Source organism: Streptomyces sp. NPDC003034 (assembly GCF_053591375.1).
The window spans coordinates 25,356-40,861 of sequence record NZ_JBSFTS010000005.1 but is presented as its reverse complement, the minus strand read 5'-3'; the positions used below and the strand labels follow the sequence as shown (position 1 = coordinate 40,861).

The 15,506-nt window shown below is 70.8% G+C and carries 13 protein-coding genes and 1 pseudogene; 2 read left to right on the top strand and 12 right to left on the bottom strand.

The features are described 5' to 3' along the window. The first annotated feature begins 17 nt into the window (after nucleotides 1-17). Nucleotides 18-236: a hypothetical protein gene (locus tag ACWDX7_RS08010; protein WP_451492435.1), complete on the top strand. Its 219-nt coding sequence runs from the start codon at nucleotides 18-20 to the stop codon at nucleotides 234-236. 9 nt (nucleotides 237-245) lie between these two features. Here the strand turns inward: ACWDX7_RS08010 and ACWDX7_RS08005 are convergent, their stop codons facing one another. From ACWDX7_RS08005 to ACWDX7_RS07980, 6 genes and pseudogenes are all read right to left on the bottom strand, one after another. Further along, nucleotides 246-1,838 carry a Na+/H+ antiporter gene (locus tag ACWDX7_RS08005; protein ID WP_451492436.1) on the bottom strand — a complete coding sequence of 531 codons (1,593 nt, stop codon included), beginning with the start codon at nucleotides 1,836-1,838 and terminating at the stop codon, nucleotides 246-248. Between the two features lie 144 nt (nucleotides 1,839-1,982). Continuing rightward, complete coding sequence (locus ACWDX7_RS08000; protein ID WP_451492437.1) at nucleotides 1,983-2,495, bottom strand: GNAT family N-acetyltransferase; 513 nt, start codon at nucleotides 2,493-2,495, stop codon at nucleotides 1,983-1,985. A 110-nt stretch (nucleotides 2,496-2,605) separates the two neighbouring features. After that, nucleotides 2,606-2,846 (bottom strand): annotated as a pseudogene (locus tag ACWDX7_RS07995) (IS5/IS1182 family transposase); the annotation flags it as partial. A gap of 206 nt (nucleotides 2,847-3,052) precedes the next feature. Further along, nucleotides 3,053-3,994, bottom strand: a complete 942-nt coding sequence (locus ACWDX7_RS07990; RefSeq protein WP_451492438.1) for an RluA family pseudouridine synthase — start codon at nucleotides 3,992-3,994, stop codon at nucleotides 3,053-3,055. 52 nt (nucleotides 3,995-4,046) lie between these two features. Further along, nucleotides 4,047-4,607 carry a signal peptidase II gene (gene lspA, locus ACWDX7_RS07985; protein ID WP_451492439.1) on the bottom strand — a complete coding sequence of 187 codons (561 nt, stop codon included), beginning with the start codon at nucleotides 4,605-4,607 and terminating at the stop codon, nucleotides 4,047-4,049. 143 nt (nucleotides 4,608-4,750) lie between these two features. Beyond that, nucleotides 4,751-5,767, bottom strand: a complete 1,017-nt coding sequence (locus ACWDX7_RS07980; protein ID WP_451749903.1) for a TraR/DksA family transcriptional regulator — start codon at nucleotides 5,765-5,767, stop codon at nucleotides 4,751-4,753. A 584-nt stretch (nucleotides 5,768-6,351) separates the two neighbouring features. Between ACWDX7_RS07980 and ileS the strand changes: the two genes are divergently transcribed. Further along, entirely contained in the window at nucleotides 6,352-9,498 is a 3,147-nt protein-coding gene (gene ileS, locus ACWDX7_RS07975) for an isoleucine--tRNA ligase (RefSeq protein WP_451492441.1), read from the top strand. Between the two features lie 772 nt (nucleotides 9,499-10,270). Here the strand turns inward: ileS and ACWDX7_RS07970 are convergent. The 6 genes from ACWDX7_RS07970 to ftsZ form a co-directional block, all read right to left on the bottom strand. Beyond that, a complete protein-coding gene (locus tag ACWDX7_RS07970) occupies nucleotides 10,271-11,485 on the bottom strand; it encodes a DivIVA domain-containing protein (RefSeq protein WP_451492442.1) in 1,215 nt (404 codons plus the stop codon). An 82-nt stretch (nucleotides 11,486-11,567) separates the two neighbouring features. Continuing rightward, nucleotides 11,568-11,864, bottom strand: a complete 297-nt coding sequence (locus ACWDX7_RS07965) for a YggT family protein (protein ID WP_030155988.1) — start codon at nucleotides 11,862-11,864, stop codon at nucleotides 11,568-11,570. Between the two features lie 60 nt (nucleotides 11,865-11,924). Further along, nucleotides 11,925-12,542: a cell division protein SepF gene (locus tag ACWDX7_RS07960; RefSeq protein WP_451492443.1), complete on the bottom strand. Its 618-nt coding sequence runs from the start codon at nucleotides 12,540-12,542 to the stop codon at nucleotides 11,925-11,927. Between the two features lie 151 nt (nucleotides 12,543-12,693). Beyond that, a complete protein-coding gene (locus ACWDX7_RS07955) occupies nucleotides 12,694-13,413 on the bottom strand; it encodes a YggS family pyridoxal phosphate-dependent enzyme (protein WP_451492444.1) in 720 nt (239 codons plus the stop codon). Beyond that, entirely contained in the window at nucleotides 13,413-14,192 is a 780-nt protein-coding gene (gene pgeF / locus ACWDX7_RS07950) for a peptidoglycan editing factor PgeF (RefSeq protein WP_451492445.1), read from the bottom strand. The genes ACWDX7_RS07955 and pgeF overlap by 1 nt, the downstream gene beginning before the upstream one ends. Then, on the bottom strand, nucleotides 14,189-15,394 hold the full coding sequence (gene ftsZ, locus ACWDX7_RS07945) for a cell division protein FtsZ (protein WP_451492446.1): 1,206 nt from the start codon (nucleotides 15,392-15,394) through the stop codon (nucleotides 14,189-14,191). The genes pgeF and ftsZ overlap by 4 nt, the downstream gene beginning before the upstream one ends. Nucleotides 15,395-15,506 lie beyond the last annotated feature (112 nt).

Genomic DNA, 15,506 nt, shown 5'->3' with positions numbered 1-15,506 from the left:
GCTGCCACGGGTTCGCCGTGCTGCCGGTCGACGCGGAGCGCACCGTCCTGCGGCACACCCTCGCCATGGGGACCACCGGCATCTCCCGCCTGACCTGGCCGCTGGCCTGGCGCCCGATGCACGACGCCTGCCCGGAGGACGGTCTGGACCGCGCCGAGTCCGCCTTCGCCGGCACCGCGCCCCGGTCCCGCTGGAGCCCGTACGCACGCTACCTCCGCGCCCTGGCGGCACGGTAGGGCGGCCCGCTACGGGTTGCGCAGGCTCCGTACGTCCAGGTGCCGCAGCACCCGGTCCACGATCTCCGGGTCGGCGCCGGGCTCGCTGCGCGCGGCCAGCACCTCGTGGCGGGCGGCCGACATCATCTCCCGCTGGATCCGCTGGACGCTGCGGATCCGCTCCACCCGCTGCGCGTAGGCCTCCCGGCGCTCCTCGTCCACCATGTCGGGGCTGATGCGGGCGCCCACGTCGTACGCACGCCGGTACAGGGTCTCCACCAGGTCCTCCGGGAGCTCCTCCGCATCCTCGATCTCCTTCAGCCGCCGCTTCGCGGCCTTGGCGGCGCGGACCGCCAACTGCCGTTCGATCTCCCGGTCGGCGTCCGTGTCCGCCTCCACCCCCAGCCGCCGCACCAGCCACGGCAGGGTCAGCCCCTGGCACAGCAGCGTCGCCATGATCACGGCGAAGGCGATGAAGACGATCTCGTCGCGCGCCGGGAAGGGTTCGCCGCCCTCCGTGTGCAGCGGGATGGCCAGGGCCAGCGCGACGGAGGCCACCCCCCGCATCCCGGCCCACCACATCACCACGCTCTCCCGCCAGCTCAGCGGGATCTCCTCGTCGTAGTCGCGCCGCGTGTGGAGCTTGTTGGCGAGCCAGCCGGCCGGCAGCAGCCACAGCAGCCGTACGCCGACCACCACCAGGATCACCGCCCCCGCCCACCCGGCCATCTCCCACTCGCGCCCCCGCGCCGTACCGAAGACGTTGTGCAGTTCGAGCCCGATCAGACCGAACGCCATCCCGGTGACCAGCATGTCGACGACTTCCCAGAAGGTGTGCCCGGCGAGGCGGCCCAGCACGTCGTCGGCGTCCGTCGCGTACTCGGCGAGGAACAGGGCCGTCGTCAGAACCGCCAGTACCCCGGACCCCTGGAACTCCTCGGCCAGCACGTACGCCACGAACGGCACCAGCAGGGTCAGCCCGATCTGCAGCGTGGCGTCACCGAGCCGCCCCATCAGGCGGGTGGTGGACCAGCCGAGGCCCAGGCCGACGGCCACGGCGACGACGGCGGACAGGACGAACTCGCCCAGCGCGGCGGGCCAGGAGAAGGTGCCGCTGACGGCGGCGGCTACGGCCACGTGGTAGAGCACGATGGCGGTCACGTCGTTGAAGAGGCCCTCGCCCTCCAGGATCGACACCAGGCGGCGGGGCAGCCCGAGGGATCCGGCGACGGCGGTGGCGGCGACCGGGTCGGGCGGGGCGACGAGCGCGCCGAGCGCGACGGCGGCGGCGATCGGCAGCCCGGGGACGACGGCGTGCGCGACGGCGGCGACGGCGGCGGTGGTGACGAACACCAGGGCGACGGCGAGCAGCAGGATGGGCCGGACGTTCGCGGCGAACTGCCGCCAGGAGGTGCGCTGCGCGGAGGCGTACAGCAGGGGCGGCAGCACCAGCGGGAGGATGTACTCGGGCGGGATGTCGACATTGGGCACGGCCGGCACCAGAGCGAGGACGACCCCGCCGATGGTCATCAGGACGGGCGCGGGCAGCCCCAGCCGGTCCCCGAGCGGGACGGTGACGACGGCCCCGAGGAGCACCACGAACAACAGAGCGAGCTGATCCACTCCCCCACCCTGCCAGCCGCCCCGCCCGGCGGCGCGCCGCAACGCCCCGCACCCCCCGTGTCGCCCCGGCCGGGGCCGCCGGGTCGGCACCGAAGGCCGAGATCAGAGCGCTGATGCGGTAGGGGTCGCGCAGATAGGCGAAGGTCAGCGCACCAGCTCGGTGGCCAGGAGGTCCATCAGGAGGCCGTCGTGCCAAGTGCCGTCCGTGCCACGCTCGTACTGCCGCATGATGCCGACGGGTTGGAAGCCGACCTTGGTGTAACAGCGGATCGCCGCAGTGTTGTCGGCTGCTGGGTCGATGATCAGACGGTGATAGCCGTGGGCGTCGATGAGATGGCGGGCCAGTGTCTGTACGGCGTCAGTGCCCAGACCTCTGCCGTGCACCGTGGGATCGAGGAAGAGGTCGATGCCGGCGTGCCGGTAGTCCGGATCTTCCTCGGCGTACCACTGGATCATGCCGATGATCCGCTGTTGGTAGTCGACAGTCAGGGACCTGGTGCCAGGGTCCTCGAGATCGGCGGCGATATCTGCCTCGAGATCGTCCCCGCCCTTCCACCGTGCACGCACCTCGGGTGTGGCCCGGATGGAGGCCAGGGTCGAGATGTCCTCGCAGACGGTGGGGCGAAGGGAGATGGAGGCGCCATGCAGCACGGTCATGGCCAGGAACTTTACGCGAGCGTGGCCTCGGAGTGGCTTGCGCGATCTCATGGGGAGCGTTGTGGGCGGTTGTCCCAGCGGTGGGTTGTCCAGGAGCGTCGGATCAGGCTGCGGATCCACTCGCCTCGGCGGTTGGGGATCGTCGTCGCCGAACAGGCGGTGTCCGCGATCGCCTCATAGGAGCAGCCGAACCGCAGGACCTGCAAGCAGCTTGTCGAAGACGACTCGGTCGCCGATCCGCCGCCGATGGCAGCCGAGCGGATGGGACAGATCGAACTCCGCGCGCTCGGGCAACAGAACGGCGAAGTGTTCCCACAGCGGTTCGGTCAGCCGTGATGGCAGGACAGGCACAGGTCTTCCGATGATCACAGAGCGTCGCAACTCCATGATCAAGGAACCTGTGCCTGCCTCACATGCCACCCCACCCTGGCCATCGCCAATCTGCGCGACCTAAGTCACACAGACATCATCAACGACAACCCCGGCCAGCGGAAGTGATCCAAACGAACCGGCCTAGGTGTAGGCCGCGGCCGGGGTCACCAGGACCGCGAAGGCGGTCACTCGCTCTCGGCCCGGATCACATCTAGGGCGTGCTGGAGGTCCGCCGGGTACGTGCTCTCGAACTCCACCCACTGGCCGTCCGACGGGTGCTCGAAGCCCAGCCGGACCGCGTGCAGCCACTGCCGGGTCAGTCCCAGCCGCTTGGCGACGGTCGGGTCGGCGCCGTAGGTGAGGTCGCCGACGCAGGGGTGCCGGTGCGCGGCCATGTGCACGCGGATCTGGTGCGTGCGCCCGGTCTCCAGCTTGATGTCCAGCAGCGAGGCCGCGCGGAAGGCCTCGATCAGGTCGTAGTGGGTGACCGAGGGCTTCCCCTCCTGGGTCACGGCCCACTTGTAGTCCGCGGTGGGGTGCCGCCCGATCGGCGCGTCGATGGTGCCGCTCATCGGGTCCGGGTGGCCCTGCACCAGCGCGTGGTAGCGCTTGTCCACGACCCGCTCGCGGAACTGGTTCTTCAGGGAGGTGTACGCGCGCTCCGACTTCGCGACGGCCATCAGACCGGAGGTGCCGACGTCGAGGCGGTGCACGATGCCACGGCGCTCGGCCGCGCCGGAGGTGGAGATACGGTAGCCGGCGGCGGCGAGGCCGCCGATGACGGTGGTGCCGGTCCAGCCGGGGCTCGGATGGGCGGCGACGCCCACCGGCTTCATGATGACGACGACGTCGTCGTCATCATGGATGATCTCCATGCCCGGAACCGGCTCGGCGATGACCTCGACCGGCCGCGGCGGAGCGGGCATCTCGACTTCGAGCCAGGCGCCACCGTGCACGCGCTCGGACTTCCCGACGACGCTGCCGTCGACCGCCACCTTCCCCGCGGCCGCGAGTTCGGCCGCCTTCGTCCGGGAAAATCCGAACATACGGGCGATGGCGGCGTCGACGCGCTCGCCCTCAAGGCCATCGGGAACGGGCAGGGTGCGGATCTCGGGAATCGTACTCACCCGTCGAGTATGCAGGACTCGGCCGGCCCCGGGCCCCGCGCCCGCTCCCCGGTCAGTCCTTGTGGACGGTGCCGTCCGGGTCCAGGCCCTTGAACGACAGCAGCACGATCAGGATGCCGCCGCACACGATCGCCGAGTCCGCGAGGTTGAAGACGGCGAAGTGGGCGGGCGCGATGAAGTCGACGACCGCGCCCCTGAACACGCCGGGCGAACGGAAGATCCGGTCGGTCAGATTGCCCAGCGCGCCACCGAGCAGCAGGCCCAGCGCGATCGCCCACGGCAGGCTGTAGAGCTTGCGGGCCAGTCGGACGATCACCACGATCACGGTGGCCGCGATGCAGGTGAAGAGGATGGTGAAGGCTTCACCGAAGCCGAAGGCGGCGCCGGGATTGCGGATGGCCTCGAACCTCAGCAGGTCACCGATGATCTCGATCGGGGGCTGGTGCTCCAGCTTCGCGACGACCACCATCTTGCTGCCCAGGTCGAGCAGGTAGGCGAGCACGGAAACGACGACCAGGGCCGTGATCCGCCGCCGCCTCTTGGGCTCGACGGACTCCGGCTCGGCTTCGTCCCCGACCTCCGGCGTACCGATGATGCTCCCCGCCTCTGCCACGTGAGTCCCTCGAACTAGCTCGAACCAGGTTGCCGACGACACAGCCCTGCCAGGTTCCTGGACCCTGACGAGACAGAGGGTACGTCAGGGCACCGGCGGACCGCCCGCCCAGTACCGCCCTACGCCCGGTGCCCGGACACGCCCTAGTGCCGCCGCTCCTGCTTCTGCTTGCAGTCCACGCACAGCGTGGCCCGCGGGAAGGCCTGCATCCTGGCCTTGCCGATGGGCTTCCCGCAGTTCTCGCAGAGTCCGTACGTGCCCGCCTCCAGCCGTTCCAGCGCCCGCTCGGTCTGCTCCAGCATCGAGCTGGCGTTGGCCGCCAGTGCCAGTTCGGACTCCCTGGTGATGTTCTTGGTGCCCGTGTCGGCGTCGTCGTCGCCCGCGCCGTCCCCCGAGTCCCGCATCAGGCCCGAGATGGCCACCTCGGACGCCTCCAGTTCGTTGCGCAGCCGCACCACCTCCGCCGACAGGCCGGTACGGGCTTCCTCGACCTCCTCCGGGGTCCAGGGCTCCTCCCCGGGCCGTACGGCGAGCTCGCCCGGCGCGGCGGCAGCCGTGGCACGGACCTTGGGAAGCCCACTCGTGGCGGCCGCGGCCGTCTTCCTGCCTGCACCCGTGCTCTTCTTGGCAACCACTTCGCGGACTCCCGTCTTCTGCGCGGCCTGCGCCGCCCCCTCGGCCACGGCCGCCTTGGCCGTGACCTTCCTCGCGGTCGTCGTCTTCTTGACGGCGGTCGCGTCGTTGGCCGGCGCCTTCCCGGCCGGTGCCTTCTTGGCCGCGGCCTTCCCGGCCGGTGCCTTCTCGGCCGCGGCTTTCCCGGCCGGAGCCTTCTTGGCCGCGGCCTTCTCGGCCGGTGCCTCGGCCGCCGCCTTCCCGGCCAGTGCCTTCTTGACCGGTGCCTTCCCGGCCGGAGCCCTGACCGCGTTCGCCTTCACAGCGGTCGCGTCCTTGGCCGGAGCCTTCCCTGCGGTCGCTTTCACGGCGTTCACCTTCTTGGCCTTGGCCGGAGCCTTCGCTGCCGCCGCCTTCCCGGCGGCGGTGGTCTTGCGGGGAGCGGCCTTCCGGGCAGCGGCCGCCTTCCCTGCCCGGGCATCGACCGGAGCCGTTTCCCCGGCCGTCGCCTTCCCGGCAGTACTCCCGGCGGTCTTCTTCGCCACCATGGCCGCGGCCCCTTCACATACTGTGATCATTGCTCGCGAATCGTGCCGGAACGATAAATCGGCTCCAGCCCCGCGGCAACGGGGCACGCATCCGTCGACGCGAACCTGCATCCGTTGTGCCCATCCGGAAGCCCGGTAATCCGCCCCATCCGCCCCACCGGAATCCGTACCGGCGCATCGGCCCGTCCGGGTCACCGCCGCGCCCTCGGCGGCGCCCGCCACGCCGCAGGCGGCGGCCCCTCCGGGGCCCCCGTAAAACGGTCTGCCGGGCGGCTCCCCGGCCCGTACACTGGCTCCAGCGAAAGGCATGGATGGGGACGAGTAGCGTCGGACGCAGCCAGGAGCGACCCGGGGACGGTGAGAGCCCGGGGGCGAGCGCGATGTGAAGGATCACCCCGGAGCCGCCGGAAGAAAGCGCGTACGGCACCCGCCCGGGCACCGTACGGCGAGTAGAACCGGCTTCGCACCCCAATGAGGGGGCCATCGGATCCGTCCGGCGGCCAAGGAGGGTGGTACCGCGGGAGCCGCAGGCTCTCGTCCCTCCGGACGGAAGTGACACCCCGCCGGAGGAAGAGTTCAGCCTCATGACCACACCGCCCCAGTACCGCCCGGTACCCGCCCAGGTCGACCTGCCCGCCCTCGAACACGCCGTCCTCGACTTCTGGCGCGAGAGCAAGACCTTCGCCAAGACCCTGGAGCAGTCGCAGGGCCGCCCCGAGTGGGTCTTCTACGAGGGCCCGCCCACAGCGAACGGCATGCCCGGCGCGCACCACATCGAGGCCCGCGTCTTCAAGGACGTCTTCCCCCGCTTCCGCACCATGCGGGGCTACCACGTGGCCCGCAAGGCCGGCTGGGACTGCCACGGACTGCCCGTCGAGCTGGCCGTCGAGAAGGAACTCGGCTTCAACGGCAAGCAGGACATCGAGGCGTACGGCATCGCCGAGTTCAACGCCAAGTGCCGCGAGTCCGTGACCCGCCACACCGACGCGTTCACCGAGCTCACGACCCGCATGGGCTACTGGGTCGACCTGGACGACGCCTACCGGACGATGGACCCCGAGTACGTCGAGTCCGTGTGGTGGTCGCTGAAGGAGATCTTCAACAAGGGCCTGCTCACCCAGGACCACCGGGTCGCCCCCTGGTGTCCGCGCTGCGGCACCGGCCTCTCGGACCACGAGCTGGCCCAGGGCTACGAGACGGTCGTCGACCCGTCGGTCTTCGTCCGCTTCCCGCTGACCTCCGGCCCCCTGGCCGGCCGGGCCGCGCTGCTGGTCTGGACGACGACCCCCTGGACGCTCGTCTCCAACACCGCCGTCGCCGCGCACCCGGACGTCACGTACGTGGTCGCCACCAACGGCGAGGAGCAGCTCGTCGTCGCCCAGCCGCTGCTGGAGAAGGCGCTCGGCGAGGGCTGGGAGCCCACCGGCGAGTCCTTCACGGGCCGGGACATGGAGCGCTGGACGTACCAGCGCCCCTTCGAGCTGGTCGAGTTCCCGGAGCCGGCGCACTACGTCGTCAACGCCGACTACGTCACCACCGAGGACGGCACCGGTCTGGTCCACCAGTCCCCCGCCTTCGGCGCCGACGACCTCGCGGTCTGCCGCGCGTACGGCCTGCCGGTCGTCAATCCGGTCCGCCCCGACGGCACCTTCGAGGAAGAGGTCCCGCTCGTCGGCGGCATCTTCTTCAAGAAGGCCGACGAGAAGCTGACCGCCGACCTCGACGCCCGCGGCCTGCTCTTCCGGCACATCGCCTACGAGCACAGCTACCCGCACTGCTGGCGCTGCCACACCGCGCTCCTCTACTACGCGCAGCCGTCCTGGTACATCCGCACCACCGCCGTCAAGGACGCGATGCTGCGGGAGAACGAGAAGACCAACTGGTTCCCGGAGTCGGTCAAGCAGGGCCGCTTCGGCGACTGGCTGAACAACAACATCGACTGGGCGCTGTCCCGCAACCGCTACTGGGGCACCCCCCTGCCCATCTGGCGCTGCGAGGAGAACCACCTCACGTGCGTCGGCTCGCGCGCGGAACTGAGCGAGCTGTCCGGCACGGACCAGTCCGCCCTGGACCCGCACCGCCCGTACATCGACGACGTCACCTTCACCTGCACGCACGAGGGCTGCTCCCTCACCTCGGTCCGCGTGCCGGAGGTCATCGACGCCTGGTACGACTCGGGCTCGATGCCGTTCGCGCAGTGGGGCTACCCGTACAAGAACAAGGAGGTCTTCGAGAAGCGCTACCCGGCGCAGTTCATCTCGGAGGCCATCGACCAGACGCGCGGCTGGTTCTACACGCTGATGGCGGTCGGCACGCTCGTCTTCGACAAGTCCTCTTACGAGAACGTGGTCTGCCTGGGCCACATCCTCGCCGAGGACGGCCGCAAGATGTCCAAGCACCTGGGCAACATCCTGCAGCCCATCCCGTTGATGGACCAGCACGGCGCGGACGCGGTCCGGTGGTTCATGGCGGCCGGCGGCTCCCCGTGGGCGGCCCGGCGCGTGGGCCACGGCACGATCCAGGAGGTCGTGCGCAAGACGCTCCTCACGTACTGGAACACGGTCGCCTTCCAGGCGCTGTACGCCCGCACCGCGAACTGGGCGCCGTCCGAGGCCGATCCGGCCCCGGCGGACCGCACCGTCCTCGACCGCTGGCTGCTCTCGGAACTGCACACGCTGACCTCCGAGGTCACCGAAGCGATGGAGTCGTACGACACGCAGCGCGCCGGCAAGCTGCTGTCCGCGTTCGTGGACGACCTGTCCAACTGGTACGTCCGGCGCTCGCGCCGCCGTTTCTGGCAGGGCGACGCCTCCGCGCTGCGCACGCTCCACGACGTCGTGGAGACGGTGACGCGGCTGATGGCCCCGCTGACCCCGTTCATCACCGAGCGGGTCTGGCAGGACATGATCGTCCCGGTCACTCCGGGTGCCCCCGAGTCGGTCCACCTCTCGACGTGGCCGGTCGCCGACACCGGCGCCGTCGACGGCGTCCTCTCGCAGCAGATGCAACTCGTACGCCGCCTCGTGGAGCTGGGGCGTGCGACGCGCGCGGAATCGGGCGTCAAGACGCGCCAGCCGCTGTCGCGCGCCCTGGTCGGAGCGGTGGGCTTCGACACCCTGTCCGCCGAGCTGCGGTCGCAGATCACGGAGGAGCTCAACGTGTCCTCCCTGGCCTCTCTCTCCGAGGTCGGCGGTTCCCTCGTGGACACCACGGCGAAGGCCAACTTCCGTGCGCTCGGGAAGCGTTTCGGCAAGGGCGTCCAGGACGTGGCGAAGGCGGTGGCCGCGGCCGACGCGGCGGCGCTGTCCCTGGCCCTGCGGTCCGGCTCTGCCGAGGTCGAGGTGAACGGCGAGCCGGTCACCCTGACTCCGGAGGAGGTCATCATCACCGAGACCCCGCGCGAGGGCTGGTCGGTGGCCTCGGACTCGGGCGCGACGGTCGCCCTGGACCTGGAGATCACCCCGGAGCTGCGGCTGGCGGGCCTGGCGCGTGACGCGATCCGGCTGATCCAGGAGGCCCGGAAGAACTCCGGCCTGGACGTGGCGGACCGGATCGCGCTGCGGTGGGTCTCCGAGGCGCCGGAGGTGGTCACGGCCCTGACGGACCACGCGGGGCTCATCGCGGACGAGGTGCTGGCGACGGACTTCGCGGAGGGCGTCGCGGACGCCACGTACGGCGAGGAGTTCACGGACGAGTCCCTGTCCCTGACCTTCCGCCTCCGCAAGGCGTAGCCCGGGACCGAGCGGCCCGTACCCCTCCCTCCCGGGGGGGGGACGGGCCGTCCGCGTCTGCGGGCCGGTGGCCCCGCCCTTGCCCTCGCCGGGCACTACCCCTGCTCTCCGGGTGCGGGCCGGTGGCCCCGCCCTTGCCCTGGCCGGGCACTACCCCTGCTCTCCGGGTGCGGGCCGGTGGCCCCGCCCTTGCCCTCGCCGGGCACTACCCCTGCTCTCCGGGTGCGGGCCGGTGGCCGCGCCTCAAGCGCCGGCGGGGCTGGGTTTGGTGCCCCTGGGCGGGGTCGGGTTCGGGGGGTGGGGGTGCGGTGCCGCCGGGGGGTGTCTCCTCGGCTCGGCGCGTGCGGGCACGTCACGGCCGTACGGCCTGGGTCGCGCGCTCGTCCTGCGGGGACACCCCCCACCGTCCCCGCACCCCCACCCCGGCGGATCCGCACCCCGTCTCGACGAAGCCGGGCCGTGGGTCGGGGACACTCCGGGGGCTCCCCGCAGGACGAGCGCGCAACCCGGGCCGTCTCGCCGAGACCTGGCCGCACGCGCCGAGCCGAGGAGAGCCCCCGGAGGGGCGCCGCCCCACCCGAAGCCACCGCTTGCCCGCCAGGTCACACCCCCGCCCAGGGAGACAAACCCAGCCCCGCCGGCATTTGAGGCGCGGCCACCGGACCGCAGCCGGAGGGCATGGGCATACGAAACGGGCCGGGCCCGGTGCCCCCGTGGGGGTACCGGGCCCGGCCCGAAAAGCTGGCGACTGCCGACAGAACGGCGGCGGCGCCTAGTTGTCGTCCTCGTCGATCAGAAAGCCCCGCATGGGAGACGGCGCCTGCTGCATCGGCTGCGGCGCGGCCGGCCGCACCGGAGCCATCGGCTGGGTCATCGCCGGGGACATCTGCTGCTGGCCGCCGTACGACGGGCCGCTCATCGGGGAGGGACCGCCCATGGGGGACGGGCCACCCATCGACGGGCCGCCCATCGAGTGGCCCATCGCTCCGGCCGGGGCCATCGACGGGGACGGCGACGGCGGCAGCGAGGGCGCACCCGGGTTGCGCGGCGGGGCCAGGGAGTCGTCGGCCTGGGTCTCCAGCTGACGCAGCTGCGACTCCAGGTAGGACTTCAGGCGCGTGCGGTACTCACGCTCGAAGCCCCGCAGGTCCTCGACCTTGCGCTCCAGCGTGGCGCGGGCGGACTCCAGGGAGCCCATCGCGACGCGGTGCTTCTCCTGCGCGTCCCGCTCCAGTGCGTCCGCCTTGGCGCGGGCGTCCCGCTCCAGGCCCTCGGCGCGCGAACGGGCCTCGCCGACGATCTTGTTGGCCTCGGAACGGGCCTCCGCGATCGCCTGGTCGGCGGTCTGCTGCGCCAGCGACAGGACGCGGGCGGCGCTGTCGCCACCGGGGCCCTGCTGCGGAAGCTGCTGGTGCTGCTGGTGCTGCTGCTGGTGCATCTGCTGGCCCATGGGCTGCATCTGCTGCCCCATCGGCTGCATCTGCTGGCCCATCTGCTGTCCGAGCGGGTTCTGGCCGCCCATGGACTGCTGCTGGCCCATGCCCTGCTGCTGACCCATGCCCTGCTGCTGCATCCCCTGCGGTCCGCCCATGGGGTGCTGCTGCATGGGGCCGCCCATCGGACCCGGACCCTGCGGTCCGTGTCCGCCGGGGCCGGCCGGCAGCTGCGGCTGGCCGCCGGGAAGCTGGGGCGGGCCCATCTGCTGCTGCTGTTGCGGCGGGCCGGATATGGCCGCGGGCACGGGGGCACCGGGGCCGCGCTGGTCCTGGGGTTCGGGCTTGCGCATGCCCTGCTGCTGCTGGTTCTGCGCGGCGGCACGCGTGGCGGCGGCCAGCTTGGCGCGCAGGTCCTCGTTCTCGCGCAGCAGGCGCGTCAGTTCGGACTCGACCTCGTCGAGGAAGGCATCGACCTCGTCCTCGTCATAGCCTTCTCGGAGGCGGACGGTCGTGAACTGCTTGTTCCGCACGTCCTCGGGAGTCAGCGGCATGTCTTCTTCACCTCTACGTAGTCGTCGGCAGTCGGCAAGACCGTATCGGGACTGTCCCCGCGCCCGCGGGGAAGCACATCGTTCACACGCTTCTCGCAGCGGTGCTCACGAAACTGATGAGGATGTAAACGATGATCATCAGAACGAAGAAGGACAGGTCGAGTGCCACGCCCCCGAGACGCAACGGCGGAATGAACCGCCGAAGAAGCTTGAGCGGTGGATCGGTGACAGTGTAGGTGGCCTCCAGAACGACCACCATCGCCTTGCCGGGTGTCCATGAACGTGCGAACTGGAACACGTAATCCATGACAAGTCGGAAGATCAGCACGATGAGGAAGCACATCAGCGCGATGTAGACCACTTGCAGTGCGACACCCATCCCGCGCTTCCCTCTCCCCTGCTTCCGCTCTGTTCCCGGTCCCGTGTCTGACGGATCGGTCTAGCTTTGGTTGAAGAACCCGCCCTCCGCGATGCGGGCCTTGTCCTCCGCCGTGACATCGACGTTAGCAGGCGACAGCAGGAACACCTTCTGTGTCACGCGTTCAATGCTGCCGTGCAGACCGAAGACGAGACCGGCCGCGAAGTCCACGAGACGCTTGGCGTCCGTGTCGTCCATCTCCGTGAGATTCATGATCACCGGAGTGCCCTCACGGAAGTGTTCCCCGATGGTACGGGCCTCGTTGTACGTCCGGGGGTGCAGCGTGGTGATGCGGTACGGCTCCCGCTCGGAGACGACCTTGGGCATGATCACGGGGGCGTTCTTCTCCATGTTGGTGCGTTCAGGTGTGATGGATGCCACGGGGGCGATTCGCGCAGGACGTCCGTTATCTACCGGCAAGGGGATGGGATCCCGTTGCGGCGGCGGCTGTACGGCTCGTACCGGTTCGTCCGTTACGGGTGGTTGGTGCACGAGCGGCTGCCGGCGATCCCGGTCCCGGGCTCGCTCCGGTTCCGGCTCGGGCTCGAACTCGTCGTCGGGGTCATACCCGGGGTTGTCGTACCGGTCGTCCTCCACGAGGCCGAGGTAGACCGCCATCTTGCGCATCGCGCCGGCCATTCTCTGAGTCCTCCGCTCTGTGGTGGATCGCCCTGTCGCAGGTGTCGCTGTGTGTCACCAAAGTCACCAACTGCCCGCGATCCACGTGGTCTGTCCCCACTTCTGCGGGAATGACCATATTTTCTGCTGTGGTCCGACTTTCTTCGCGACGTTACCCGAGCCCGGGTCTCGCGCCGAGTACCGCAGTGCCGACGCGTACATGTGTCGCACCGGCCGCGATGGCCTGTTCCAGGTCAGCGCTCATCCCGGCCGACACCATCGTGGCAGCCGGATGGTCCGCGCGCAGGCTGGATGACAATTCCATCAGACGCTCGAATGCGGCCTGTTCGCGCCCCGCGTACGGGCCGGACAGCGGGGCCACGGTCATCAGACCGTCGAGCCTCAGTCCGGGCGCACCGGCCACGAGGTCCGCCAACTCGGCGAGCTGCTCCGGCGCCGCGCCGCCTCGGGAGCCGCGCTCCCCCGATTCGGCGTCGAGGGCGATCTGCACGAGGCAGCCGAGTTCCCGCCCCGCGTTCGAGGCCGCCGCCGAGAGGGCGGTCACGAGCCTGGGACGGTCGACCGACTGCACCACATGCGCGTATCTGGCCACGGAACGGACTTTGTTCGTCTGCAACTGGCCGACGAAGTGCCAGCTGAGCGGCAGATCCGCGCAGGCCGCGGCCTTGGGGGCGGCGTCCTGGTCGCGGTTTTCCGCAACATGACGGACCCCCAGGTCCGCCAGCAGTCGTACGTCACTCGCCGGGTAGGTCTTGGTGACCACGATGAGCGTCACCTCTTCCCGCTCGCGTCCCGCCGCCGCGCAGGCGGACAAGATACGTTCCTCCACCCGCCCGAGGTTCTCGGCGAGCTGCGACTTGCGCTCTGTCATCAATCGTTTCCTGCCGGGGATCCGGGGGTTGCCCCCCGGGAAGACACCGTGTCCAGCCAGACGTATCCGGCAAGCCGCCCGGTCACCCGGTCGCGGCGGTACGAGAAGTGGTCCCGCGACTCCAGTGTGCAGACCGGGGAGCGGTGCCGATGGGCCACCCCCGCCTGCGCGAGCTGGGCGTGCACCGCGGCGACGACGTCGACGGACGGAGTCCCCCAGCTCGTCTCGGCCCACGCGGCGGGCACCACCTCGGCGACCGCGTCCCGCATCGCGGCGGGCACTTCGTAGCAGCGCCCGCACACCGCGGGGCCGGTGCGGGCGATGATCCGCCCGGGCTCCGCCCCGAGGGCGACCATCGCCGCGACCGCCGCGGGCACCACCCCCGCGACCAGTCCCGGCCGTCCGGCGTGCGCGGCGCCCGCGACTCCCGCCACGGGGTCGGCCAGCAGGACGGGTGTGCAGTCGGCGGTGAGCACCGCCAGGCCGAGTCCCCGGCGCGCGGTCACCACCGCGTCGACGGAGGGGACCTGCGCATCGGACCCCCAAGGGCCGTCGACCACCGCCACGTCCCGGCCGTGCACCTGGTTCATCCAGACCACCCGGCCCGGGTCGAGTCCCAGGGACTTCGCCGCGATCGCCCGGTTCGCGAGAACGGCGGCCGGGTCGTCTCCGACCGCGCCGCCGAGATTGAGCTCCTCGTACGGAACGGCGCTCACCCCGCCCCACCGGTCGGTGAAGGCGAAGTGGGCGCCGCTCTCGCTGTGCTGCCCCAGGGTCACTTCAAGAAGTCCGGGACATCCAGCTCTTCGGCCGGGCTGTCCTGGTACGGCCGGGCCGTCGGGACCTGCGGCGGAGTGCTCTGGGCCTCGATCGGAGCCGCCTCGACCGGAGCCGGGGGGTCCTCACGCGGGGTGACCGAGCCGAGTCCGCCGAAGGCCGGGCGGACCGGCTCGGGCGCGCGGACCGGAGCCGGCGCGGGCTCCTCGCGCTTGGTGGAGGCGGCGCCGATGACGTTGTCCCGGCGGGCCGGGGGCTGTCCGCCGTCGAACCCGGCCGCGATGACGGTGACCCGCACCTCGTCGCCGAGCGCGTCGTCGATGACGGCGCCGAAGATGATGTTCGCCTCGGGGTGCGCGGCCTCGCTCACCAGCTGGGCGGCCTCGTTGATCTCGAAGAGACCGAGGTCCGAGCCGCCGGAGATGGACAGCAGCACGCCACGAGCGCCGTCGATGGACGCCTCCAGCAGCGGCGAGGAGATGGCCATTTCCGCGGCGGCCACCGCGCGGTCGTCGCCGCGGGCCGAACCGATGCCCATGAGGGCCGAGCCGGCCTCGGACATCACGGACTTGACGTCGGCGAAGTCGAGGTTGATCAGGCCGGGGGTGGTGATGAGATCGGTGATGCCCTGGACGCCGGAGAGCAGGACCTGGTCGGCCGACTTGAAGGCGTCGAGCACGCTGACCTGGCGGTCCGAGATGGACAGCAGCCGGTCGTTGGGGATGACGATGAGGGTGTCGACCTCTTCGCGGAGCTCGGCGATGCCGTCCTCCGCCTGGTTCGCGCGGCGCCGGCCCTCGAAGGTGAACGGCCGGGTGACCACACCGATCGTCAGGGCGCCCAGGGAACGCGCGATGTTGGCGACGACGGGTGCGCCGCCGGTGCCGGTGCCGCCGCCCTCACCGGCGGTGACGAAGACCATGTCGGCCCCCTTGAGGACCTCCTCGATCTCCTCGCGGTGGTCCTCTGCCGCCTTGCGGCCGACGGCCGGGTTGGCGCCGGCGCCGAGGCCCCGGGTCAGTTCGCGGCCGACGTCGAGCTTGACGTCGGCGTCGCTCATCAACAGCGCCTGGGCGTCCGTGTTGATGGCGATGAACTCGACGCCCTTGAGACCGACCTCGATCATTCGGTTGATGGCATTGACACCACCGCCGCCGACACCGATGACCTTGATGACTGCGAGGTAGTTCTGCGGTGCTGCCACGTCGAAGGCCTCTCGCCTCGATTTACGTGTCGCCGCCTCGCGGGCCTGCGTTGCGACGACTGATGCCGAAATGGGGACGGTCCGAAGCGCCGACCCGAACCCTAACCCTAAA